Below are 25,853 nucleotides of genomic sequence, written 5' to 3' on the forward strand. Positions count from 1 at the left end.
TTTCATTTTACCATTTTTGATAGGGAAAGTCATTTACTTTCCTAACACTATCGTAAAATCTAAGTAAAAGATTTACTATTGTTTCTTTTTAATGTATCTTTCAGTCGGATAATCTGCTGGATTTAATACTCCACTTCTCCCTTGAAGCATTTGAGCTAGATGATAACCGATAATAGGACCAGTCGTTAAGCCTGAAGAACCTAGACCACTTGCTGTATAAACTCCTGACAAGTTTGGAACCTGTCCGAAAAATGGAGAAAAGTCACTCGTATAAGCCCGAATCCCCACACGTTCTCCAGATAAAACTGCACCCTTTAAACTCGGATAAAATGGATTCGCTGCCTCAGCCATTTGTTGGAGCAAATTTTTATCGACTGTAAGATCAAATCCCATGTCATTCTCATGGGTAGCTCCTAGAGATAACTTACCTCCAGGAAATGGTATCAAATCCCACTCCCCTTCAGGCATGACAACAGGATAGCTTGCCATGTCTAAATCAACCTGATAATCTCTAAGTTGACCTTTTTGAGGACGAACATCCACCTCATAGCCTAAAGGCTCTAACATGTGTCCAAGCCAAGCTCCTGTGGACAAGATAACTTGGTCAAACATTTGGTTGTCTATTTGATAACCCGATGCTAAGGGTTTTAGACTGACCTCTTTCTTTACGACCTTAACCTGACTGGCATCCAGTAAACGACTCACTAGGAGTTGCCCATCTACTCGAGCTCCTCCAGAAGCATAGAGCAATCTCTCAAATCCCTTTAGACCAGGGAATAGGCTGCTTGCAGCAGCTTGGTCCAAAATGGCTAATTCGCCAATTAAGGGAGATTCATCTCTACGTTGCAAGGCTAAGTCATAGAGTTCCTCTAGTTTGGAGTCATCTTTTTTGAGAAGGAAGACTCCTGAGCGCTGGTAGAAATCAACTTGTTGACCAGTTTTTTCTAAATCAGCTAATAAATCTACATAAAAGTCTGCTCCTAGGCGAGCCATCTTGTACCAGGCCTTATTGCGTCGTTTAGAAAACCAAGGACTGATGATTCCTGCCGCTGCCTTGGTAGCTTGTCCGTACCCATGATCAAAGACAGTTACTTCGACATCTGCTTCCTTAGAGAGATAGTAGGCAGCTGTTGCCCCTACAATTCCTGCTCCTACAATGGCAACTTTTTTCATTGTCTTTACCTTCTAACTAGATATGATGGAATGGATTGGTAGAAGCCTGACTTGCGACTACTTCTAGCGACCAAGCATTCTCTTCCTTCCATTCGTTCAAGAGCGCTGCAATTCTTCCCACAAAAAGCACTTCGATATAGTGTCCTGGATCCAAAGCTAATAAACCATCTGACAGCATATCTTGAGCAGTATGATAATAAATATCACCAGTAATGTAAACATCTGCTCCTTTTGCTAAAGCATCAGAATAGAAAGATTGCCCACTGCCACCACAGATAGCCACTCTTGAGATTGTCTTTTGCAAATCCTTCTCTTGATAATACACCATACGAAGGCTATCTAGACCAAAGACTTCCTTAACATGGTCAGCAAATTCCTTAAATTTTTGAGGTCTAATAGTTCCAATACGGCCAATCCCACGTTCAGGACCTGTTTCCTGTATATAGGTTGTATCTTTAATATCTAACAGTTGGCAGAACCAGTCATTGAGACCATTTTCAACAATATCAATATTAGTATGACTGACGTAGACGGTGATATCATGCTTGATGAGATTGATATAAATCTGATTTTGAGGACGACTAGCTACCAAGTCCTTAATCGGACGAAAGATAGGGGCGTGCTTAACGATAATCAGATCAACACCCCTATCAATAGCTTCAGCGACTGTCTCTTCACGAATATCAAGGGCAACCATGACCTTTTGAATTTCCTTGTCTAGGGTGCCAATTTGCAGACCACGACTATCACCTTCCATAGAAAATTCTTGTGGGCAATAGGCTTCATAACGCTTAATCACTTCACTTGCTTTCATGGAGCACCTCCTTAATGGCTTGAATTTTATCTGCTAGAACCTGACGTTCTTCTTGATTTTTTTCTGGAATTTGACTAAGGGCAAACTCAAGCTTAGCAGCTTCTTTTTGCCATTTTTGGATGAAGACTGGACTGACTTCTTTGGACAAGAATGGGCCAAAGCGGACATCAGTTGCTGATAGATTCATTTTACCAGCTTCTGCAACTATGATCTCGTAGAATTTCCCAGCTTCTTCTAGAATACTTTCTGCTATGATTTGAAAACCGTGTTCTTGTAACCAACTACGTAATTCATCTTCTCGGTTATTTGGTTGGAGAATCAATCGCTCAACATTGGCTAGTTTGTCCAAACCCTCTTCTAATATCGTAGCAATCAAACGACCACCCATTCCTGCAATAGTGATGACAGAAACCTGGTCACTTTCTTCAAATGCTGCTAAACCATTGGCTAAACGAACCTGGATTTTCTCAGTCAAACCATGACTCTCAACATTTTTTACTGCAGATTGATAAGGACCTACCACTACCTCTCCTGCAATGGCACGCTCAATATGCCCTTTTTCAACCAATTCAATCGGTAGATAAGCATGGTCGCTTCCTACATCTAGCAAAACGGCTCCTTGAGGTACAAAAGAAGCTACCGTTTCTAATCTCTTTGAAATCATCTTCTCTCACTTTCAAAAACTCTATTTCTCTTTATTATACCATATTTTATCTAGCAATCCTGCACCTAAAAAAGACCGCAATCATAGATTGCAGTCTTTCTCTATTTTCTAGATTGATAACGACTTGCCAGGATGAAAATCACAGTAAAGATGAGCATCATGATGCCATAGACAGGTAATGTTTGTCCTGTCAGTGTTGAAATTTCAAGTAGTTTTTGGATTCTTGGGAATAGAGCCGTTCCAAGGAAGCCACCAACCGACCAAATAATCAAGAGAATACGCCACAGACTAAATGGCAAGCAAGCTCTAACTACAGACATGAAACCAATCGACGCTAGTAGATAATACAGAAGAGTCGAAATTTCAATGGCTGACCAGCCTTGACTGGTTCCAAAAATTTTAACAAAGAGAACACTAAAGACTACCATCAAGGCACTTGGTAGTGCACGGAGCATGGATTTTCTGAGGAAGTTTTGTTCGACTGGTTTAATATTTCGCTCAAAGGTCAATACGAACGGTGGGAATCCTTCCACAAACTGGTCAATCATGGTAATCTGAATCGGAATAAATGGGAAAATCAGAATCCATTCAGTACGTCCCAACAATGCACTGGCAATACAGATGACTGCAAGCAGGAAGGAATAGATTGTCTTAATCAAGAAAATTGGAGCAATGTGGGCAATGTTATTGACCACACGACGACCTTCGAAGAGAATCTCAGGAACATCATTAAAGTCTGAATTCAAAAGAACCAGATTTGCAATCTGACGAGTCGCTGGATCTCCTTCAGCCATCACGATGGAACAATCTGCCTCGCGGAGAGCAAGGATATCATTGACACCATCCCCTGTCATGGCTGTAGTATGACCTGCTTTTTTCAACGTTTGGATGATCAGTTTCTTTTGATGAGGAGAGACACGTCCGAAAATCGCTGTCTCCTCAGCCATGGCTATCAATTCTTCATCATTAATTTTCGAACAATCTACATAGCTCTGATAGTCTGCAAAACCTGCTTTTTGAGCAATACTTGAAACAGTGACTGGATTATCACCAGAGATAATTTTCAGCCCCACTTCCTGAGAACGAAGATAGTCTAGCGTCTCAGCAGCACCTTCTCGGATTGGATCTAGAATCTCAAGCAAAGCCAAGGCTTGAATATCAGATGGTTTTTGTGGCTTGTGGTGATCAAGTTTTTCTTGACTGAGGGCCAGAACTAAGACACGAGATCCTCGTTCCAGAGCTTCCCTAGCTTCAGGAACTTCAGCATCCAACAACATCTCCGATGCACCTAGGAAAACAGTTCCTAGACCTTCCAACTCCATTGCTCCCCATTTACGATCGCTTGAAAATGGAAGACTAGAAATCATCGGATAAGCTACTTGACCTTGAAAACGTTGACGGATAGCTTGAGCTGTTGGGTTCTTATCTTCACTGTTTGCCATATAGCTAGTTAGTATGTCAGCAATAGCATTTTGATCATAAACTTGAGTAAGAGGAAGGACAGTCTCAACCTGCATCTTACCTTGGGTGATGGTACCTGTCTTATCCAAGCAGAGCATATCCACGCGCGCTAGGGTTTCAACAGAGTACATCTCCTGCACCAAGACCTTTTTCAAACCAAGCTTGATAACAGCGGTTAAAAGAGAGGTAATGGTCAAGAGGGCAATCCCCTTAGGCAACATTCCCAAAAGAGCTGTAGATGAATTCACTACAGAAGACTTCAGTGGTAAACCTTTTAAGACCAAAGCTTCAAGCAAGAGGGCAATTCCAAATGGAATGATGATTTTCCCAGTAAAGCCAGCTAACTGATCTAGCGATTTCATGATACGAGAATTGATTGGTTTAACTGTTTTAGCTTCAAGCATGAGTTTAGCTGCATAGTTATCTGCTCCTACATGATGAACCTGAGCGAGGACAGAACCACTGGCAAGAAAACTACCGGACAGCATTAGGTCTTCTACTTCTTTTTGCACCAAGTCGCTCTCGCCCGTTAACATGGCTTCATTGACTTCTGCAAAGCCTTCTAATACAATCGCATCACTTGGAATTTGATCCCCTGCAGACAAGCGAATCACATCATCCAAAACAAGCTCTTCAGGGTCTAAAGCAATCTCTTGTCCATCACGAATAGTCGTAATCTTTTCTTTATTCAAGAGATTGAGTTTATCAACCATATGCTTGGCACGTAGCTCGGTTACAATTCCTGAAAAAGCATTAAAACAGATAACCGCAAAGAAAACCAGGTTGCTCCAGGCTTGAACAAAAGCGAGCGCTAATGCAATAGCAAAGTTTAAAGCATTGAAGAGAGTAAAGACATTTCGTTTTACAATCTGCCAAGTACTGGTGCTAGCTGATGCTTTGAAATCATTGACCTGTCCCTGTTTCTGACGTTCTTTAACTTCTGATTGGCTTAAGCCTATAATTTTATTTTTATCCATAAATTCTATTATATCATTTTTTTAAAAATAATTCTAATTTCATATGAAGAGCAATTCAGCCTAAACAAAAAAACATTTGCTTGTCCTAGTATGATAAGGTATAATAAAAGAAAGAAAATTGAAGGAGATACCATGTTTTATACTTATCTTCGTGGGCTGGTTATGTTGATTCTCTGGTCTATCAACGGTAATGCTCATTATCATAATACGGATAAAATTCCGAGTCAAGATGAAAACTATATCCTAGTTGCTCCCCATCGTACTTGGTGGGATCCAGTCTACATGGCATTTGCGACCAAACCAAAGCAATTTGTCTTTATGGCTAAAAAGGAACTGTTCTCTAATCGAATCTTTGGTTGGTGGATTCGTATGTGTGGTGCCTTTCCTATTGATCGGGAGAATCCTAGCGCTTCGGCTATCAAATACCCTATCAATGTTCTTAAAAAGAGCGACCGATCTCTCATCATGTTTCCAAGCGGTAGTCGTCATTCTAACGATGTCAAAGGTGGCGTAGCTCTGATTGCTAAAATGGCCAAGGTTCGCATCATGCCAGTTACTTACACTGGTCCAATGACCTTAAAAGGACTCATCAGTCGCGAACGTGTCGATATGAACTTCGGAAATCCTATCGATATCTCGGACATTAAGAAAATGAATGATGAAGGAATTGAGATGGTTGCTGAACGTATCCAATCAGAATTCCAACGTCTGGATGAGGAAACAAAACAATGGCACGATAACAAAAAACCAAATCCTTTGTGGTGGTTTATTCGCATACCAGCACTGATTCTTGCTGTCTTAGTTGCGATTATTACCATCATCTTTAGCTTTATTGCAAGTTTTATCTGGAATCCAGAAAAAAACAAAATCAATTAGGTTAGAATAAAATGGCTGAGGGATATTCTCTTAAGCCATTTTAGTTTGACTGACATCTGATTACTTTTAAATAAAACATTTTATTGACAAAGATTTGATTCTATAGTATACTTTTTAAGTAAGCTGATTTAGCTCAGTAGGCAGAGCGCATCCATGGTAAGGATGAGGTCGCCGGTTCGATCCCGGCAATTAGCATTGTTCATCAGTTCCTTGGTATAGGAACTTTTTTTATTGACATTTTATTGTCCTTATAGTAAAATAAAACTTGCGATGAGTCGATATGTAGCGAGAGCTACTATTGAGCAAAGGAGGTCATAACGCAGGAGCGGACCTTGAGAAATTGTGTGAACCAATTTCTCACATGGAGATGCCTCTCAGGCTTTCTGGTTTTTCCAGAGAGCTTTTTTTATTTTCCTAAACACTATTAAATACTATCTTTTAGCAATTCTTTCTGTCCAAATAGCAATAAGCTCAAGCAACAATCAAACACTTATAGACTTATTATCCAAAAAATCCTAGCTAGATTTAGACAAAAAGATACTAAGATGACCAATGAAATCTCTAATTACAGCAAAAGTTACAGGGCAAACTGTATTATATACCTTAGCATTGAAAGGAAAATGATATATTTTGCCCCTCGTCACAAAAAAAGACCTATCACACAAGCTAGAAAGCTTGATATGATAGGCTTTTTAATATTAGATTAACGTACAGTGCGGATACGCATTGTGTTAGTACGAACTGCTTCACCAAGTGGCACACCTGCAACGATAACGATATCGTCACCAGATTGTACAAGACCTGCTTCAACTGCTTTACGTTCAGCAATTTCAAACATGTCGTCAGTTGATGATGGAGCTTCTGTCAACATTGGGATAACACCCCAGTTCAACATCAATCCACGTTCTGTCAATTCGTCAAATGTCAATGCCAAGATATCAGCATTTGGACGATATTTAGAGATCAAACGTGCTGTGTGACCAGTCTTAGTAAGAGTTACAACCAATTTGATGTCCATTGAGTTTGTAGCGTCTTTAACTGCTGAAGCCATAACTTCTGTCTTAGAGTTACGTTCAAATGAATCTGAGTTCAAACGTCCGTATTCGTTAAGAAGAGTTTGAGCATTCTTATCGATAGTTGCCATTGTACGAACAGACTCAAGTGGGTATTTACCATTTGCTGACTCACCTGAAAGCATTGTTGCGTCAGTTCCGTCGATAACAGCGTTAAATACGTCTGATACTTCTGAACGAGTTGCACGTGGTTTTTCAGTCATTGTTTCAAGCATGTTTGTTGCAGTGATAACAACTTTACCAGCAGCATTCACTTTAGTGATGATCATTTTTTGGTAAACTGGAACCATTTCAAATGGTACTTCGATACCCATGTCACCACGAGCGATCATGATACCGTCAGCAGCTTCAATGATTTCGTCCAAGTTATCGATACCTTGTTGGTTTTCGATTTTAGCGAACAATTGAACGTGACCGTTACCAGTTTCTTCACAGATTGCACGAACTTCGTTAACGTCTTTTGCAGTACGTACGAATGAGATCGCGATGAAGTTGATACCTTGTTCAAGACCGAAGCGGATATCAGCGTTATCACGTTCAGCAAGAGCTGGGAAAGGAATTTTAGTGTTAGGGATGTTTACACCTTTTTGTTTAGCGATTACACCGTCGTTTTCAACTTCAACGACAAATTCACGAGTTGCATCGTCTTTTTCTACAACACGAAGACCAAGTTTACCATCGTCAACCAATACTTGGCGACCAACTTCAACGTCATCATAGATGTCAAGAGCTCCAGCAACGTTCAAAGCAATCACTTCACGAGTTGATTTGATTCCTTGTTTAGTTGCAACACGGATTTTTTCACCAGTTTTGTATGAGTACTCTTTAGCTTCACCTTCAAACAATTCAGTACGGATTTCTGGTCCTTTAGTGTCAAGAAGGAAACCAACTTTTTTACCTGCAAGTTTTTCTGCAAGTTTAACAGTTGCCATACGGTCACCTTGTTCTTGGTGGTCACCGTGTGAGAAGTTGAAACGGAAAGTGTTAGCTCCTGCTTCAATCAATTGAGCAATGTTTTTAGCTGAAGCTTCAACGTCAAGTTTTTCACCCCAGTATCCGTCATCACCAAATTTTTTACCACCACGGATTTCTACCGCAGGACCCAAAGTTGCAACGATTTTTACACGTTTGTTCATGATTTTTGTGACTCCTTTATATAATTTGACCTTTTATGGTCATTTTACCAGTTTAGTTAAAGTTGATTATGACAAGCTCTTGTTCAAAGCAGAAAGTTCAAGGTCAGCTTTATGAGGGTTGTTAACAACAATCTTACCATCAGCTGTTAGGCTAAACAAAGCTCCTTCTTCTGCAGTTCCAAGAATTGGATTTTCAACCATTTTCTCATTGCGAATACCAACAGCGACACCACCGATTCCTTGTTTAAGAAGTTTAACAGCATGTGCACCCATGCGTGACGCCAATACACGGTCACGAGCAGTTGGAGATCCACCACGTTGGATATGACCAAGTTCAGTTACACGAAGGTCGCTTGTATCTCCAGCTTCTTTTAGCTTTTGACCAAATTCAGCCGCTGACATAACACCTTCTGCCAAAACGATAATGTTGTGTTTCTTACCGTGTTCATATCCAACTTTGATACTTGCTACGATGTCTTCCATCTTGAAGCCTTCTTCAGGGATGATAATTTCATCAGCACCAGTGGCAATACCAGCCCAAAGAGCGATATCTCCAGCATTACGTCCCATAACTTCAACTACGAAAGTACGACGGTGACTTGATGAGGTATCACGAATCTTATCGATGGCATCCATTGCAGTTGTAACTGCAGTATCAAATCCGATTGTGAAATCAGTACCTACGATATCGTTATCGATTGTTCCTGGAAGTCCGATAGCAGGGAATCCATGCTCAGTCAAGCGCATAGCTCCGTGATAAGAACCGTCACCACCGATAACCACGACACCTTCGATACCGTGTTTTTTCAACTGCTCAATCCCTTTAAGTTGACCTTCGAGTTTTGCAAACTCAGGATAACGAGCAGAGTGAAGGAAAGTACCACCACGTGAAATGATGTCTCCTACTGAAGCAGCATCAAGTGGATAAATCTCACCAGCAACCATACCAGCGTATCCATCATAGATACCAAAAACTTCCATTCCTTCTGAGATTGCTTGACGAACAACTGCACGGATGGCAGCATTCATACCAGGGGCGTCTCCACCACTAGTCAAAACAGCAATACGTTTCATTTGGTTTTGCTCCTTTTTCTTTTAACATTCTAACTGATTATACCATAATTAAAGTTAAAATTCTTTAATTTTCATTGATTTTTAACGATAAATCGTTTTCATAGTTATTTGACTCAAAGATTCCTGCAAACTAACATCTTTTGCAACAAAATAGCCCGTCAAAAGAACATTTTTTTGTTCATTTTCGTAGCGTATAATGACTGGAATTTGTCCCTTGTATTGTTCTAAAATATGATAAATTTCAGAATCATGTTCATGATCAGCAGCCTGAATCCAAAATCGTTCACTCACTGCTTCTTTTAAATTATTTAATACTAATTGAAGGCGACCATCTCTTGCCTGTACTTTTCCATTAAGGTAGTAAAATCTTCCTTCATGTAAGAGATTGTTAAATTGGCGATACTGGTCAGAAAAAACAGTAACTTCCAAATTTGATTTGCTATCACTAACTTTCAAAAAGGCCATATTTTCACCTTTTTTAGTTCTGATTACTCGGATAGACTGTATCACAACGAGTACTGTAGCTGTCTGTCCTTCAGATAGTTCAGACAAACTCACAATTGGATAGAGGGGATTCTTTGCTAAAATCAGTAAGGGATGCGGACTGATACCGACTCCAAGCCACTCCTGTTCCTTACGAAACTTTTCGACTTGCGTAAAATCCTCACTCTCAAGCCAATTGTAGCTATTATCTGCAAATAAACTACCCAATTCTTCCACAAAAATAAATAAAGTAGGTAAGTTGGATAAGATTTTTTGGCGATTTTTTTCAAAACTATCGAATAAACCAATCTCGACTAGGGGAGTTAAAAGACTCAACTTCTGATAATTTTTAGGCAAGCGAGTGACAAAATCTTCGACACTACTAAAAGGACGATTCTCTAAAATCCAATAGGCAAAATCTCGAGGCATCCCCTTGATACTCTTAAGTCCCAAGTAGATAGTCTTGTCTGTCAATTTATCCAGATACGGAATTGTATTGATAGAAAGTGGTGTCAGTTCAAAGTCCATTTCAAGGGCATCGAGAATATAATCTCCACTGGCATAGTTGAGCATAACTTGATAAAAGATTTCTGGGTAATGTGTTTTAAAGTAAGCAAGCTGGAAGGCTAAAGCCGCATAAGCATAAGCATGCGATCGGTTGAAACCATAACCAGCAAATTTTTCCATGACAGCAAAAACCTGCTGAGCCTGTTCTTTTCCATGACCTTTTTCGAGTGCTCCTTGGATGAAACTTTCCTCCATTCGGTGCATCTCGGCCGCATTCTTTTTCCCCATAGCACGACGTAAAATGTCGGCCTTCCCAAGGCTGAAACCAGCGTAACGCTGTGCCACTTGCATAACCTGTTCTTGGTAAAGCATAATTCCATAAGTTGGAGCTAAAATATCTTCCAAAACTGGGTCCAGAACTGTTACCTTTTCTTTACCATGTTTTCGAGCCACAAAGTTGTCGATATAGTCACTCGCTCCCGGTCTGTTGAGGGAAGTCGTTGCCACTACTTCTTCAAAGCTTTGTGGCTTCACTCGTTTCAATAAGCGAATGGCTCCAGGTTGTTCAAACTGAAAAATCCCCTTGGTCTTCCCAGCTGCAAAGAGGGCTAAAGTTTCCCTATCCTCAAGGTCAATTTCCTCAATCCTTAACTGAATTCCTTGAGTTTCAAATAAGAGCTCCTGCATTTTTTGAGCGAAAGTTAGGTTTCTTAAGCCCAAGAAATCCATCTTGAGCAAGCCATTTCCCTCGACTCCATGAGCATCATACTGGGTAATGAGCATATCCTCACCATACTTAAGAGGAATATAGTCCGTTAGATTTTTATCACTAATCACGACACCAGCAGCGTGGATAGATGTCTGTCGAGGATAGCCTTCTATCTTTTTGGAAATTTCAAAAGCCTTTTGGTACTCAATCTTACTTTGAATCAGTTGTCTAAATCCTAAATTGCCTTCATAGGCGCTTGTCAAGGTATCTTTGAAACCAATTTTCTTGGTTATGGATGTCAACTCGTACTCGGGAACACCATACCGTTTAAAAACATCTCGGATAGCCTGTTTGGCACCAAAAGTCGAGTAGGTGACTATCTGAGCAGCATGTATACTGCCATAACGGTCACGAACATAGCGGATAAATTCAGGACGATAGATATCGGGAATATCGATATCGATATCAGGCATGGTATAGCGTTCACGATTTAAAAAGCGCTCAAAGATAAGATTCTTAGCTACAGGATCAATACCAGTAATATTTAAGGCATAAGCCACTAGACTTCCAACTGCAGACCCACGTCCCATTCCCATATAATATCCCTGAGAACGACCAAAACGTAAGAGATCCCAGACAACCAAGAAATAATCATCGAATCCCATGTCATGAATCACAGATAGTTCTTCTTCCAAACGATCCTGATAAACTGAATCGAGTAAGCCTTTCTGTTCCAAGCCCTTAATAGCTCTTTCGCGCAACTCTTCAACAGCAGGACGCTCTGGATTGAAACGTGGAAGCTTGAGACTACTATCAATCTCATAAGTAGTTGCTCCAATCAGTTCAGAAAGATTTTCTAAGGCTTGCGGAAACTTTTCTTGAAATACTTGCTCTAAGCGATCAGCAGGTAAAAACAAGCCTTGTTGCGATTGAACATCTACCTCTCGCAAGGTCACATTTTCCTTAATCGCCTTGAGCATTTGAAGCGTTTCTAAATCCTCTGATTCGAAAGAATTAACACGATAAAGTGGGAGAATGGGGTGAGAAAAATTCGACTGAGGTGTATCTGGATACACTCCGATATAGTAGTCATGTCCTAAATCCAAGGAATCAATTGCAGAATAATAGGGAACAATAACACAAACATCTTCTAGATAGGGAGAAAAATCAGTCCATTCCTTTTTACCTGTCATTTTTAGAGTCGAAAGCTTCATGAGATTTCGATAGCCATGATTTGACAAGGCTAAAAATCGAAGGTTGACGGGTTCCTCCTTATGATGAACAGTCACCTCAAGACCTAATAAGGGCTGAATCCCCTGTTTTTGGCACTCTTTGATAAAATAATAAGCCCCATAGAGATTGTCAATATCCATGATTCCAAGTGCTGAGTAGCCGTATGCTTTTCCTTGATCAACATACTTCCGAATGGAAATCATACTCTCCATGAAACTATAAACCGTTTTTGTATCAAGTTGTGCAATCACTCGCTATCACCTCCCTTTTTCTCCTTATATTATACCATTTTAAAAAACAGAAAAACAATTTCTTTCTTCCCTTCTAGAAAAAAGAACCACAGTTGAATTAACCGTGCTTCCCATTCATTATCCTATCTCTAGGATAGGATTTGTAGCTGTCAAATGACTGATATTGCCACTAACACCAAAATATTTACCAATTTTAGTATATAGTTCTAGCATTGCTTCCCGAGCTCGTGATGCCTGCTCTTCATTGATAGCTTCAATGACTAAAACAACATCTTTAGTTTCTTGCGTTAACATGATTCTTTGGGCTTCACACCAGTTTAAACAGCAACAAACAGCATCTTGTTCTTCAAATCAGCTAATGCAGGAGCATCACTTTCATCCCCTAGTGGAAAGAAGGATTCATTCTCTTGAGCTCTGCCAAGACATAAGTCACCAACAATCTTTGCTAAATCTTCTCCCCCCCCACAAGGAACTGCGTAAGAAAGTGAAACGCTATTATAGATATCTACCAAAGGATTTATTGGATTAAATTCTCTTCTTTGACTCACACGCTTTAATAAAGCTTCAATAGAAGAACGAGCACCTTTTTTGGTTTTGAATTAAGTGAATGCCTGACGCCATTCTTGACTCACCTCATTCTGAGTGAAATTTTCATCTGGTATAAAAATCCGTGCTTTTTTGTTCCTTCATCTAGTAAAGTTTTAAAATATGGATCTTCACTCTCATCAATAGTATTGTTGAGAACTTTTTCCACCAATTCACTGATTTGAGCATCTGGAAACAGGTGCCAAAAATCATCTTTTACATAAACTTCCCTGACCTTGCTCTATTCTTTTTCTTTCATTCTACTACAAATTAAAAAAACGAGTAGCATACAAGCTACTCGATAGGAACTATAATGAATTCTCACGAATTACTTCTACCTTGTATCCATCTGGATCTTTGATAAAGTAATAGTTTGGTTGAGTCCCTGGAAGTCCATTAGGTGCTGTCACTTCATAGCCTTTGTCGCTATGTTCTTTGTGAAGAGCCTCAAGATCAGGTGTGCTTAGGGCGATGTGAGCAAAACCGTCACCGACAACATAAGGTCCGTGATCATAGTTGTAAGTCAACTCTAACTCATAATCATCACCTTCAAGTCCAAGATAAACAATAGTGAAAGCATAGTCTGGAAAGTCTCTACGACGTAATTCCTTAAAACCAAAAGCATCTTGATAAAAAGCGATTGATTTTTCAAGATTTTCTACTCGCAAGCATGTGTGTAGCATTTTTGAAGCCATTTTTTCTCCTTTGTTAAAAAAGACTGGGACAAACTTGTACCAGTCTTATGAATAATTATTTACCAAGTTTTGCTTTAGCTGCATCTGCAAGAGCTGTGAAAGCTGCTGCATCGTTAACAGCCAAGTCAGCAAGCATTTTGCGGTTAACTTCGATCTCAGCTAATTTCAAACCATGCATCAATTGTGAGTATGAAAGTCCGTTCAAACGAGCTGCCGCATTGATACGTGTGATCCACAATTTACGGAAGTCACGTTTCTTTTGACGACGGTCACGGTATGCATAGTAGTAAGAGTTCATTACTTGTTCTTTTGCAGTACGGAACAAGATGTGTTTAGCTCCATAGTAACCTTTTGCTAATTTAAGAATACGTTTACGACGTTTGCGTGATACAACGCCACCTTTAACACGTGCCATGTTTTATTTCCTCCAAATATTTCCTAGAATTCTTTACTTACAAATACGCGATTATTTCAAGCGAGTAAGCATTGCTTTGATACGTTTGAAATCTCCTGAATGCACCATAGATGCTTTACGAAGATGACGACGTTGTTTTTTAGTTTTTCCGTGGAAACGGTGAGATGTGTAAGCACGGAAACGTTTAAGTCCACCAGAACCTGTACGTTTGAAACGTTTAGCTGATGCGCGGTGTGTTTTTTGTTTTGGCATGATTTTTTCTCCTTTATTTAACTTTCTGACAATTATTTTTTGTCAGTTGCTGGCGCCAATTGCATGAACATTTGGCGTCCATCCATTTTAGCACGTTGCTCAATGATAGCAATATCTTGAGTTGCTTCAGCGAACTCGGCTAAAACTTTTGCACCAATCTCTTTATGGGTGATCATACGCCCCTTAAAGCGAATGGATACCTTCACTTTGTTTCCTTTTTCAAGGAACTTGCGAGCATTGCGAAGTTTAGTTTCGAAATCACCCTTGTCGATAACTGGGCTCAAACGAACTTCTTTCACGGTCACAACGCTTTGTTTTTTGCGTTGCTCTTTTTGTTTCTTCTGGTACTCAAATTTGAACTTACCGTAGTCCATAATTTTCGCAACAGGAGGTTTAGCTTGAGGTTGAATGAGAACCAAGTCCACATTAGCTTCGTCCGCAAGTGCTTGCGCTTCGCTTAGTGGTTTGATACCCAATTGCTCACCTTCAAGACCGATTAAGCGAACTTCGCGTACACGAATTTCATCATTGATGAATAAGTCTTGCTTTGCTATGGTTTTCACCTCTTTTTTTAATTTAGAGAAAAACAAGAGCGGACTTGCTAACGCAAATCCGCACTACATGATTATAGTTCATTTCTGAAACTTGATCCGTAGGGGCCAGACAACGTTAGTCGCAAGGCGAGAAGTTCTCACTTCTGCTTTTCTCAACTTTTATATAATATCAAGTTTTCCCCTACTTGTCAAGATAAAAACTATCTTTTTTTAATTTTTTTCTATTTTGCCGACTTACAAACTATTGATTACGAGAATAGTAAATCTCATGTGGCTTCAAACGAGTGTTGAGTAGATCTGATACAGTCACAAAACTATATCCTTGTTCCTGTAGATACTCAATTACTTTTGGTAATGAATTAACAGATGTTTGATGGATATCATGCATCAAAATGATAGATCCATTGCTTGCCTGACGCTGAATTTCTGTCAAAATCGCTGCTTCATTTTTACTCTTCCAATCCAAACTATCCACATCCCACATGATAAAGCTTAAATCAAGGCTATTGCGAATATCATCTGAGATTGCTCCGTATGGTGGACGCATCAATTTAGAGCTTTTGCCAAGAACTTTTGTAATAGCATCTTCGGTATCTGTAAGCTGTTTCTTAGCGTCTTCCAATGACAGTTTTGTTAAAATTGGATGATTCCAACTATGGTTTCCAACTTCATGACCTTCAGACTGCATACGTTTAAGGATCGACTCATTGCCTGCAATATTCTTTCCTTGTACAAAGAAGGTTGCTTTGATCTTATACTTGGCTAGAATATCTAAAGCTTGTGGAGTTGTATTTCCATCAGGTCCATCATCAAAGGTAAGAGCTACTACTTTTTTATTTTTCTCAGCCTGAGCCTTCTTATAAAGTTCTGCATCCTTTTCAGTTAGATAGGACGATTGGATAACATAAAAGAAGTCTGAAATAGGCAAAGCTATTTCTTCTACATTATTGGTTGCTTTGATTGGATAAAGAACCAATTGACTATCTTTGTATGCAAACTTCCAAGATGATAAATCGCTAGCTGTAAAATCAGCTATTACTTGATCAACAAGAGTTTGTTCAATCTTTTTATCTTGGAGCGTTGACTTGATATCCTCAAGAAACTTCTCTTTAGCTTTGCTAGCATCTGTAAAGAGCTGATCTAATGTAAACAGAGTCCCATCTTCCTTAAGATAAAGCTGATCTAATGAGGTATTTTCTAATTCCACAACAGTAGAATCACTCAAATCATAGGCCTGTTTTTTTACAAGATGGCTCTCCACACCTTTGATAGAGGAAGAATCTTTTTCAGAGTAGTAAAAGATCAAATGTTCTTTATCTTCTACCTTATCCGTAATATCTTTTACAATGACATCCTGAACAGAGGTAATGACTTTATCCCCCGTCATAGGATAGTAGGTGATGATTTCTGCCTGCCCCTTACGAAAATGATCTTTCTGACTTCCTTGTGAATAGGAATCATCTTTTTCCTTTTTCAGTGCTTCAATTTTTTGCTCAAAAGCTTGCTTGGTCAAGACTTTATAAGCAATACCAGCACCTAATGTTAAGATTGTGAAGAATAGAAGCCCCACAATAATCCACAAATTTTTTCTCTTCTTGTCGTTTGCTTTACGGTTTGTTCTTTTTTTTGTCATAGTTTTATCATATCAAATCAGACCTATAATTTCAATGATAAATAGGAAAATGTCCATTTTTTCAAAAAAGATAGGTAAAAGAAAGAGGTTGGGACAAAAGATCCCTACCTCACTTTTTATTTGCAATCAAACCTTGACGCGGTAGCTGATTGGACTTTTTGTTGGTCTTTTAGACTCCAAAAACTCCTAATCATCTTCGCGGGGCTGGGACTACGAAGTCGAGACTTTGTCTATCGATTTCTGTCCCACCGCCTTTTCTTAATTAAAATCGAATGATTTCTCTTGTTTTTTCATATGAGGAAACAAAGCGATTTGTTACCCCTGGTTCAGCAACTTCCAAAGCTTGGGAAATCTTTTCGAAAGATGCTTGATAATCAAAGGCATTTTCAAAGATTTCTAAAGATTCGTGAAAGGCTTGTTGAATCCCTTCATCAAATGATCTGTAGCGGTTAGAGTATTGAAGCAATTGTTCAGTCAAGGTAGCATATTGTACGATGCTGTATGTTTCTGTTTCCAGAATTTCCATATCGTGAGTCGCGATTTCTAGAATACGGTTGACAGACTCAATGTTGACTTGCGACTGTTCTAACTCTGCCATCAAGTCTTCGGTACTGTGGCTAGCTGCAAAGAACAATTTCAAGAAGTTCTGTGGTATTCCTGGAAGATTTCTCTTTTCCATGTATCGCTTAATGGTGTGGAGGCGATTGACGTAGACATTTGCTTTTTGACGAGCGTTGACATCGTCTTTTTCAATTTGCACCAGTCGTTCACTAACCGAAACTTGATCATCTTCAATTTCCTTCAATGCAGATTGAATATTTTCTAAACGTTCTTCTAATACAGAGTAGGCTTCAGAATATTCCTCTTGTTCTGAGGTCATATCGCTGATGGTGATTTCTAAAGAATCTAGGTCTGCTTGAAGACGACGGACGTGATTTACATCACTCTCAGACATCAAGTAAGTTTTGCTCAAGCGTTCAATATCTTTCACCAAGACCTGATTGTTGTCTTTTAAATGGTCAAGATAAGTTGGAAGTGTTGACAACAAGTTTTCAACAACTTTTTGAGAAGCAATCTCTCGTGTGAAAATATTATAGAGAGCATTGATTTCTTCCTGAATCTGATTATTTTCATATTCAGCATTGTCCAATTCCAATTTTTTAATATTTTCTTGGTTGTTCTTCAATGCTTCATACAACAACTGCAAACGAGATTCAATGTCAGTTTCTACAAAGTGATAGTTGGCATCAAGCAACTTACGATAGCCAGCCTCTAGATCTTCAAGTTGATCAGGGAGTTCAGTCGTTAGTTTAGTAACAATTGCTGGAATTCTCTCTACGATATGTGTCAAAGCGAGAATATGGTTTTCAGCATTATCCAAAATTCCTGCTGCTTCAACTGGATCTCCTGAAGAGTTTAGAGTCACAAATTGAGAAAATTCAGATTGGATGTTCTCCAATTGTTTTTCAATTTCAGGAAGTGCTTGACCATATTTCTCAGAATCTTCTGCGACTGTTTTTTGCAAGCTTTCAAATAAATCTAAAGCATGCAAGACACGACCACTATTTTTTGATTCTTGTTTTTCTAGATCTGCTAAAGCATTTCGAATGGAAGCAATATCTTCTTCGATAAGGGTAATCTGGCTTTCAATTTGATCAATTTTGTGTTGAGCTTTCAAGAAGCGAAATGAATTATTGTACCCTTCTGCTTCAAACAGATTGTTCTCAATATCCGCAAATGAGTTGAGGGATAGGTCTACCCATTTTTGATTCCACTCTCTAAATGCAATCTGACTTTGACCAATCAGATGCATATTCTTAACAGCTTCAACTTCATCGTTAACTGGAAGGTTATACAACTCTTCCTTTCTTCCTTCTAGTACTGCGAGCCTTTTTTCATTGCGTTTGCGTAACAAAATCGCTACAACATAAGCAATGATCAGAAGAGCCGCGATTACAATCATAATAATAATCAACAGATTATCAGACATATCAAACTCCTTTTTATACATGAAACAATTGTAATGATTATATCATATTTTTCAAACCATGGGAACTATTTCCCAATTTTTTTAAACGTCAAGCGTACTGTAGACAGCATTTTCTTCGATAAATTCTCGACGTGGTTCTACACGGTCACCCATGAGCATATCAAAGATTTTATCTGCTTCTGCAGCATCATCAACTGATACACGCGCCATGAGACGATGTTCTGGATTCATGGTTGTTTCCCAAAGTTGATGGTCATCCATTTCTCCAAGACCTTTATAGCGCTGAATAGTTGGCTTTGAACGTCCCTCACTATAGCGAGCTAAGGCTTCCTGTAGACGGATTTCTTGATCTGCTCCAGGTTGGATGTATTCTTTAATTTCACTGCCGACCTTAACACCGTAAATCGGTGGTTGAGCGATATAAACATAACCTGCTTCTAAAACGGGTTTCATATAACGATAAATCAAGGTTAACAAGAGGGTACGGATGTGAGCTCCATCAACATCGGCATCCGTCATGATAACGAGTTTTTGGTAACGGGCCTTGCTGACATCAAATTCAGCACCAAAGCCTGTTCCCATAGCTGTGAAAAGGCTACGGATTTCTTCATTGGCAAGGATTTTATCCATGCTGGCCTTTTCAACGTTGAGGATTTTACCGCGAATTGGTAAAATCGCTTGGAATTCACGATCACGACCAGACTTTGCAGAACCTCCCGCTGAATCTCCTTCGACGATGAAAAGTTCAGTTTCAGCTGGATTGTTTGAGGAACAATCTGCTAATTTCCCTGGAAGGTTTGAAATCTCTAAACCAGACTTCTTACGGGTAACTTCACGCGCACGCTTGGCTGCTACACGCGCCTTAGCTGCCAAAATCCCTTTTTCAACAATCCGCTTAGCAATCTGTGGATTTTCCATTAAGAAGTCTGAAAATGCTTCACTAAAGAGGCGATTGGTAATCTTGACAACTTCACTATTTCCAAGTTTAGTTTTCGTTTGTCCTTCAAATTGAGGATTTGGATGTTTAACAGAGATAACGGCAGTCAATCCTTCACGGACATCCTCACCTGTAAGGTTATCTTCGTTATCTTTTAGGAGTTTGTTTTTACGTGCGTAATCATTGATGACACGAGTTAGGGCTGTACGGAAACCTTGTTCATGTGTTCCACCTTCATGTGTATGAATGTTATTGGCAAAACTCATGACATTTTCATGGTAACCAGTTGTATATTGCATGGCTACTTCAACTGTGATGTCATCCATTTCTCCATCAGTGTAGATTGGCGTATCAAAGATGACATCTTTGTTTTCATTGATATACTCAACGTAACTCGCAATCCCACCTTCATAGTGGTAGTTTTTTGTTTGTTCAAGCCCCTCACGCTTGTCAGTGATGGAGATTTGAAGACCACGGTTCAAAAAGGCTAGCTCCTGAATCCGCTTGTTTAATTTATCAAAATCAAAAGTTGTTGTTTCTGTAAAAATCTCTGGGTCTGGCGTGAAGTGTACTGTTGTACCTGTTTTATCTGTATCTCCAATCACCTCAAGGTCAGCAACAACATGTCCACGACGGTATTCTTGGTAATGGATTTTTCCATTTTTGTGAACACGAACATCCAACTGAGTTGAGAGGGCATTTACAACCGATGAACCTACACCGTGGAGCCCACCTGAAACCTTGTATCCGCCACCGCCAAATTTACCTCCAGCGTGAAGAACGGTAAAGACAGTTTCAACGGCAGGACGGCCTGTCTTTTCTTGAATATCAACAGGGATACCACGTCCATCATCAACAACCGTAATAGAGTCATCTGGCTCAATAAAGACCTGAATATGACTAGCAAATCCCGCCAAGGCCTCATCGATAGAGTTATCAACGATTTCCCAGACTAGGTGGTGAAGACCTTCTTTTGAAGTCGATCCGATATACATTCCAGGACGCATACGAACGGCTTCCAGACCTTCCAAAACTTGAATCTGACTGGCATCATAATCCTGTGCCTGTTGGTTTTTGATTTCTTCTGTCATTTTTTCCCTTTTTCTTACATTTCTAATACTTGTCTCAATGTCACGATATTTTTAAAGAGATGCGTCGCTAAGCCTGCTGCTTGTCCAGCTTCAATATCGATAGGACGGTCACCAATAACGATACCAGAGCTTATCTTGTACTTATCTCGCAAATAGATCATAGACTCTGGATTTGGTTTTCTCTTAAAACCAGAGCTAGCTGTTACTACTTCTGTAAAATAGCCAGCAATACCTGTCTTTTCAAGAATATCCAAAACTTGGTCATTGCGATGCGAAACTAAAAAGTTCCGTCCTCCCTGGTCTGAGATTTCCTCCAATAAAGCAGGTACTCCCTCAAACAAGGCAGGATGTTCAAGCTCTCGCGCTTCGTTTTCCTTATATTTTTCTAAAAAATGCTCTATTGTTGGGGCAAATTGGTCAATCGCAAAAGCAGTTGACACTTTCAAGGCATTGTAAACTTTATCATGTTCTTCTTCGATTCCAAATTGAGCTAATGTTTCCACAAAAGCCGCGGTCGAAGTCTCATAATTATCAAGTAAAGTTCCACCTAAATCCCAGATGTAATCGTGATATTTCATACCCTTCATTATAGCATTTTTTTATCAAAAAAGCGACGATTTCCTTCTATTTTAACAGTAAAAAACGAGAAGAATCCCCTAATTGATAGATTCCTCTCGTTTTAGTTAATCTATTCCAAACACATCACGATAGAGCATGGCTTCTCTCAAAGCATTTGCATCTCCACCAAGTTGTTCTACTAAGTTATAAGCAAAGGCAAGGGCAGTTGCTGGACCGCGACTGGTAGTCAACTGACCATCGACAACTACTGTTTCCTTGCGATAGTGACCATCAGCAATTTGCTCTTGGACACCATCATAGCAGGTAAACACTTTATCCTTGAGGAGACCAGCTCGATTCAGTACAATTGGTGCTGCACAAATGGCTGCTACTTTTTTACCAACTTGCTCAAATTTTTGAAGTTCAGCAATCAATTGCTCATTATCACGCAAGTGAGCTGAACCTGGCATACCTCCTGGTAAGACAATCATGTCGTACTCAGATAAATCACCATCAAACACACGATCTGCTTGTACTTGGATGGCATGTGATCCCGTCACTCGGGCTTCAAAACCAACCATATGACAAGTAATATTGGCACGACGTAATACGTCCACAACTGTTAGGGCTTCGATTTCTTCAAAGCCATCTGCTAAGATAACTGCAACTTTAGCCATGATTTACTCCTTATTTAACTTTTTTCAATACAACTTTCTTCCGTTTAAATCTTGTCTTACCGCTCTTTTCTTCGGCTAGATGCGTTTGATAACTCATCGATAGAAGCAATCCAACACCAATCAGATTACTGATAATGGCTGATCCCCCTTGGGAAATGAATGGCAGAGGAATCCCTGTCAAAGGAAGGAGGCCTGTCACTGCACCAATATTTTCAAAGATATGGAACAAGAGCATCATAATGAAGCCAGTTGAAATGTAGGTATAAAATTGATTATTGGACTTCAGAGTGATTTTTAACATTCGATAGATAAGTAGGAGATAAAGTGTAATTACAAGGACAGAACCAATAAAACCAAAATCTTCTGCAATGACAGTAAAAATCATATCACTCTCACGAACGGGAATGAGGAGATTGGATACATTAAATCCTTGACCAAATAAACCTCCACTTCCGATGGCGATTTGCCCTTGGGCCTGTTGATAGGTGGTCGTTTGTGCATAATCAAAGGGATTGAGCCAAGCAAGGATACGGTTGATCTGATAGGTTGGCATCCCGATCTGATGCATAAAGGCACGCCCATCTTTTGTGATGAAAATTGCCAAAAATCCTGCAATTCCTGACACAACTGTCGCAAAAATTGGAATGATAATTTTCCATGATACCCCAGAAAGCAAGACGAGTCCAGCAAAGATTGCGACAAAAACCAAGGCCGTTCCTAAGTCACTCTGCAAGGCCAGTAAAACTAAAACTGGCAGTGTGAAGACAATCAACCACAATATCAAGTGAAAGTCTAATGCAATCGTTCGTTCTTTTTCCTTATGTTTTTGTGTGAATTGGACAATGACCCGAGCCAAGATCAAAATATAGGAAATTTTCATGAATTCGGAAGGTTGGAAAAGTGTCACTCCTCCAATTGACACCCAGTTTTTAGCCCCTGTTGCCGCCACCAAATTAGGATTGTAAAAAATCAAGGGTAAAACCATAAGGGCTAGACCTAGAGCGTAGAGATATGGGGTCGCCTGCCATAAAAATTTTGTATTAAAAAACATGACTACAAAGCTTATGACAATTCCCAAGACGATCCATGCAAGTTGCTGACCGAGAATAGGCCAAATATTTTGAGGATAGTCATGGCTGACAGCTATGTAAATAGCTACCACTCCAATAACCAGCAAACAGAATACTGGTAAAATCAAACTATAATCGACCCGAGAGTCGAGAGAACGTTTCATAAAGGTCTCCTTCATTCTTTCAGATGTTTATTTTATTTTTTGTGTAAAAATTCTTGAACTTTTGAGAATACTTGCTCTTTGCTAACTTCTCTCACTCGACTAGTCTGTGACAAGGCCTTGCTAATCTGCTTTCCATATCGTTTGCTTGTCATTCGGCTATCCAAGATAAGGACAGATGAGCGCTGTCCAAGACGACGCATGGTTCTACCAATCGCTTGTTTGAGGCGAATAATAGCCATAGGAAGTTGATAGTCATAGAAAGGATTTTTCCCTTCAATGCGAAGTTCCTGATTCATTTTTTTCGTAAAGGGATCTTCTGGATTTTGGAAGGGTAAGCGTGTCACCACTTCAATCACTCGAGGATGAGTCGCAAAATCAACTCCTTCCCAAAAACTACCTGTCCCTAGTAAGAGTTGAGAGTCTCCTCTTTCAAATCGTTTCTTGAGTTGAGCAGGATCTCCGTTTTTATATTGGGCTAGGTGTTGCTGAGATAGAGAGTCAGACACCTGCAACAAAAGGTCTTTTGAAGTGAATAAAACGAGCATGGGTTCTTCAAGATAGGACAAATCTTCCAGCACTTCCACGAGAGCCTGAGCATAGTCTTCTTGAGAGGTTTCTGTCACCAATGGAAAATCCTTGACGACAAAAATTTCTTGATTTTCTTGAAAATTCTCATCCAATTTGTCAAAGGCTGCATGTGGGAATCCCATTAGTTCTGGTAAAGACACTCTGCTACTAATTTCCAAGGTTGCAGAGACAGCTAAGAGCTGACAGCTTTCTGGAAAAATATCAGAAAAGAGCAGACGTTGATTGCGACTGGAAGAAATGACAACCTTCTTGCTAGACAAGTCTGAGGCTGATAGCCAAAATTCTCCATCAGTGCAGAAAAATCGCTGATAGTCCTGGAAACCTTGAACTTCTAACTCTGAGAAATCCTGTTGGAGTTGTGCCATGGTTGTCGCAGGGCACATTCTACGCTTACCAGATAGGAACTGATCCATCAAGTGACAAAGCTCAAAGCGAATACTCTCCATCAAGCGTCTCTGAAGCGTCCCTTTTTCTCGAACTAAGGCTTGATCTAGTTGGTCTACTATGTCGTTTAATAAGAAACTCTTCTGCGAAAGATTTTCCAAAGTTAATAAGATCTTTTGAGCCTCATCCAAAATCAAGAGACGGCCCTCTAACAGACTGGGATCGTCCTCAAGTCGGGTAACGAGATAAGCATGATTGGTCACAAGTAGCTGGCAAGAGCGAGCTTTTTTCTGCCCCCGTCTCCAAAAATCCTCCAACCAAAAGAGAGAAGCTTTGGGAAGATTACCATCATGCACCAAGTTTGGCAAAAATTGCTGGTAACGGTAAAGCTGGCCAATCTCATCTAGGTCCCCTGTTTCTGTTTCAGTCAACCAAACTAGAAGTTGCATCTTGAAACGTGTGTACAAGCGATTGGACTCTTCTTCCTCTAGCGCTGCATGAAAGGCATCTAGTTTTAAGTAATTTTGTGGTCCTTTAAGACTATGAATCGAAAGGTGAAAGACCTCTTCCAATCTACGAGCCTCTTCTTGCATGACTTGATTTTGTAGAACTTTAGTAGGAACACTGAGAAGGATTCCTTTTTCGTTTTCTAGTGATAAAGCGGGTAACAAATAGCCGTAGGTTTTCCCAATTCCAGTCTGAGCTTGCACAAAAGCAATTTTCTCATTCTGTAGAAAATCTTGAACCTTTTGAGAAAAACTAGCTTGTGGGGCTCTATCTTCCAAATCCAACAAGGCAATATTGGTTTGGAAATCTTTAGATAGTTTACGTTGAGAAAGGACTGGCTTTTCTTTTCTTAAAAACAGACCCTGCACCTCAACTAAATCATGTTCAACTAGGATGGACTGCTTCTGATAAACTTCCTCGATAACCAGATAAGACTCATATAAAAGACCATCTGACAAACTTAACAAGCGCTCCAATAAGCCTTTTGGCAGTCCAAACATTTTTTGTCGCATACAAAGAAAGAGCTCTGCTGTTGCTTGGGCATCTGATAGGGCCGTATGGGCTTGTTCTAGAGGAATTCCCAACTCTTGACAGAGAATTCCCAGATTATACTTTTCAAGCTGAGGATAAAATACCTGAGCCAACTCGACTGTATCGATACGAGGCGTGCGCAATTCATAGCCCTCGAAAAAGAGGAATTCTGCCAACAAATTGGCATCGAATTGGACATTGTGCGCAACAAAAACACCGTCCTTGACCAAGTCAAAAATTTTTCCAGCCACCTGAGAAAATTCCGGTGCCTCTGCTAGTCGCTGATCGGTCAAGCCCGTTAATTCTTTGATATGAGAATCCAAGGGTTCGTGGGGATTGACATCCGTTGCAAATTGGTCAACAATCTCGCCATTTTCAATGACCACGATTCCCACTTGGATAATTTTTGCCTTGCTTCCGGTACTGGTCGCCTCTAAATCCACGACCACGTATCGATCATTTCTAAAATTCATCATTAAAAATTATATCAAAATTTACACAATTTGACATCCATGAACTTTATTGGAAGGGTCAAGTTTCTTGCAAGTTTTTCTAAAAAATGATTGAATAGAAGTTTAGAAAAGGAGGGACATCATGAACCCATTAGATTTGTTTAATCAAGTAAAAGAGCTAATCGAGAAAAAAGATTTGGCTGCTGCAAAAACCTTTGTCGAAGAAAACAAGGACCAACTCGGTGAATACCTTAGTCAGGCTCAAAGTTTGATTTCAGGCTCAGAAGGAATCGGTAATATTGTTGATAAGGTCAAAGGCCTCTTCTAATCCTTAAAAGG

Annotated in this window: 20 protein-coding genes, 1 tRNA gene, 1 pseudogene and 1 other annotated feature; of the genes and pseudogenes, 3 read left to right on the top strand and 19 right to left on the bottom strand. The window is 39.7% G+C overall.

All coding sequences use genetic code 11. From position 1 onward, the window contains the following. Nucleotides 1-75 precede the first annotated feature (75 nt). The 4 genes from QM460_RS04045 to QM460_RS04060 all read right to left on the bottom strand — a co-directional run bounded on the left by QM460_RS04045 (nucleotide 76) and on the right by QM460_RS04060 (nucleotide 5,089). Nucleotides 76-1,173: an NAD(P)/FAD-dependent oxidoreductase gene (locus tag QM460_RS04045; RefSeq protein ID WP_414289307.1), complete on the bottom strand. Its 1,098-nt coding sequence runs from the start codon at nucleotides 1,171-1,173 to the stop codon at nucleotides 76-78. Between the two features lie 16 nt (nucleotides 1,174-1,189). Further along, nucleotides 1,190-1,987: a Nif3-like dinuclear metal center hexameric protein gene (locus QM460_RS04050; protein WP_414289308.1), complete on the bottom strand. Its 798-nt coding sequence runs from the start codon at nucleotides 1,985-1,987 to the stop codon at nucleotides 1,190-1,192. Further along, nucleotides 1,974-2,651 carry a tRNA (adenine(22)-N(1))-methyltransferase gene (locus tag QM460_RS04055; RefSeq protein WP_414289309.1) on the bottom strand — a complete coding sequence of 226 codons (678 nt, stop codon included), beginning with the start codon at nucleotides 2,649-2,651 and terminating at the stop codon, nucleotides 1,974-1,976. The genes QM460_RS04050 and QM460_RS04055 overlap by 14 nt, the downstream gene beginning before the upstream one ends. A 101-nt stretch (nucleotides 2,652-2,752) precedes the next feature. Beyond that, nucleotides 2,753-5,089: a cation-translocating P-type ATPase gene (locus QM460_RS04060; RefSeq protein ID WP_414289310.1), complete on the bottom strand. Its 2,337-nt coding sequence runs from the start codon at nucleotides 5,087-5,089 to the stop codon at nucleotides 2,753-2,755. Nucleotides 5,090-5,221: 132 nt separating this feature from the next. Between QM460_RS04060 and QM460_RS04065 the strand changes: the two genes are divergently transcribed. Continuing rightward, a complete protein-coding gene (locus QM460_RS04065; RefSeq protein ID WP_045762901.1) occupies nucleotides 5,222-5,965 on the top strand; it encodes a lysophospholipid acyltransferase family protein in 744 nt (247 codons plus the stop codon). 122 nt (nucleotides 5,966-6,087) lie between these two features. Beyond that, a tRNA-Thr gene (locus QM460_RS04070) sits at nucleotides 6,088-6,160 on the top strand. A gap of 508 nt (nucleotides 6,161-6,668) precedes the next feature. On the opposite strand, the gene pyk is transcribed toward QM460_RS04070, so the two are convergent. The 15 genes and pseudogenes from pyk to QM460_RS04145 all read right to left on the bottom strand — a co-directional run bounded on the left by pyk (nucleotide 6,669) and on the right by QM460_RS04145 (nucleotide 25,538). Then, nucleotides 6,669-8,174, bottom strand: coding sequence for a pyruvate kinase (gene pyk, locus QM460_RS04075; protein WP_014713116.1), 1,506 nt, complete (start codon nucleotides 8,172-8,174; stop codon nucleotides 6,669-6,671). 66 nt (nucleotides 8,175-8,240) lie between these two features. Continuing rightward, on the bottom strand, nucleotides 8,241-9,248 hold the full coding sequence (gene pfkA, locus QM460_RS04080) for a 6-phosphofructokinase (RefSeq protein ID WP_414289311.1): 1,008 nt from the start codon (nucleotides 9,246-9,248) through the stop codon (nucleotides 8,241-8,243). 81 nt (nucleotides 9,249-9,329) lie between these two features. Next, a complete protein-coding gene (locus QM460_RS04085; protein ID WP_414289312.1) occupies nucleotides 9,330-12,431 on the bottom strand; it encodes a DNA polymerase III subunit alpha in 3,102 nt (1,033 codons plus the stop codon). Between the two features lie 117 nt (nucleotides 12,432-12,548). Further along, nucleotides 12,549-13,215 (bottom strand): annotated as a pseudogene (locus QM460_RS04090) (B3/4 domain-containing protein). A gap of 109 nt (nucleotides 13,216-13,324) precedes the next feature. Next, a complete protein-coding gene (locus QM460_RS04095) occupies nucleotides 13,325-13,711 on the bottom strand; it encodes a VOC family protein (protein ID WP_000157160.1) in 387 nt (128 codons plus the stop codon). 55 nt (nucleotides 13,712-13,766) lie between these two features. Then, nucleotides 13,767-14,126 (bottom strand): 50S ribosomal protein L20, encoded by a 360-nt coding sequence (rplT, locus tag QM460_RS04100; RefSeq protein WP_000124830.1) that lies wholly within the window; start codon nucleotides 14,124-14,126, stop codon nucleotides 13,767-13,769. A 51-nt stretch (nucleotides 14,127-14,177) separates the two neighbouring features. Beyond that, complete coding sequence (gene rpmI / locus QM460_RS04105; protein WP_001125942.1) at nucleotides 14,178-14,378, bottom strand: 50S ribosomal protein L35; 201 nt, start codon at nucleotides 14,376-14,378, stop codon at nucleotides 14,178-14,180. 32 nt (nucleotides 14,379-14,410) lie between these two features. Then, a complete protein-coding gene (gene infC / locus QM460_RS04110) occupies nucleotides 14,411-14,941 on the bottom strand; it encodes a translation initiation factor IF-3 (RefSeq protein WP_000848177.1) in 531 nt (176 codons plus the stop codon). A gap of 15 nt (nucleotides 14,942-14,956) precedes the next feature. Continuing rightward, nucleotides 14,957-15,087, bottom strand: a sequence feature (ribosomal protein L20 leader region). An 86-nt stretch (nucleotides 15,088-15,173) separates the two neighbouring features. Continuing rightward, entirely contained in the window at nucleotides 15,174-16,565 is a 1,392-nt protein-coding gene (gene pgdA, locus QM460_RS04115; protein WP_414289313.1) for a peptidoglycan-N-acetylglucosamine deacetylase PgdA, read from the bottom strand. Nucleotides 16,566-16,827: 262 nt separating this feature from the next. After that, complete coding sequence (ezrA, locus tag QM460_RS04120; protein ID WP_414289314.1) at nucleotides 16,828-18,555, bottom strand: septation ring formation regulator EzrA; 1,728 nt, start codon at nucleotides 18,553-18,555, stop codon at nucleotides 16,828-16,830. 81 nt (nucleotides 18,556-18,636) lie between these two features. Next, a complete protein-coding gene (gene gyrB, locus QM460_RS04125; RefSeq protein ID WP_075231564.1) occupies nucleotides 18,637-20,583 on the bottom strand; it encodes a DNA topoisomerase (ATP-hydrolyzing) subunit B in 1,947 nt (648 codons plus the stop codon). 14 nt (nucleotides 20,584-20,597) lie between these two features. Beyond that, nucleotides 20,598-21,161 (bottom strand): HAD family hydrolase, encoded by a 564-nt coding sequence (locus QM460_RS04130; protein ID WP_414289315.1) that lies wholly within the window; start codon nucleotides 21,159-21,161, stop codon nucleotides 20,598-20,600. Nucleotides 21,162-21,266: 105 nt separating this feature from the next. Next, entirely contained in the window at nucleotides 21,267-21,818 is a 552-nt protein-coding gene (locus QM460_RS04135; protein WP_414289316.1) for a DJ-1 family glyoxalase III, read from the bottom strand. A 10-nt stretch (nucleotides 21,819-21,828) separates the two neighbouring features. After that, on the bottom strand, nucleotides 21,829-23,052 hold the full coding sequence (locus tag QM460_RS04140) for an FtsW/RodA/SpoVE family cell cycle protein (protein WP_414289317.1): 1,224 nt from the start codon (nucleotides 23,050-23,052) through the stop codon (nucleotides 21,829-21,831). 32 nt (nucleotides 23,053-23,084) lie between these two features. Then, complete coding sequence (locus tag QM460_RS04145) at nucleotides 23,085-25,538, bottom strand: bifunctional DnaQ family exonuclease/ATP-dependent helicase (protein WP_414289318.1); 2,454 nt, start codon at nucleotides 25,536-25,538, stop codon at nucleotides 23,085-23,087. A gap of 118 nt (nucleotides 25,539-25,656) precedes the next feature. On the opposite strand from QM460_RS04145, the gene QM460_RS04150 reads away from it, so the two are divergent. Further along, the gene (locus QM460_RS04150) at nucleotides 25,657-25,842 is read left to right on the top strand and encodes a hypothetical protein (RefSeq protein WP_414289319.1); all 186 of its coding nucleotides are present in this window, start codon (nucleotides 25,657-25,659) and stop codon (nucleotides 25,840-25,842) included. Nucleotides 25,843-25,853: the final 11 nt, after the last annotated feature.

The sequence above is a fragment of the Streptococcus infantis genome (genome assembly GCF_047464415.1).
GTDB classification, from domain to species: domain Bacteria; phylum Bacillota; class Bacilli; order Lactobacillales; family Streptococcaceae; genus Streptococcus; species Streptococcus infantis_AE.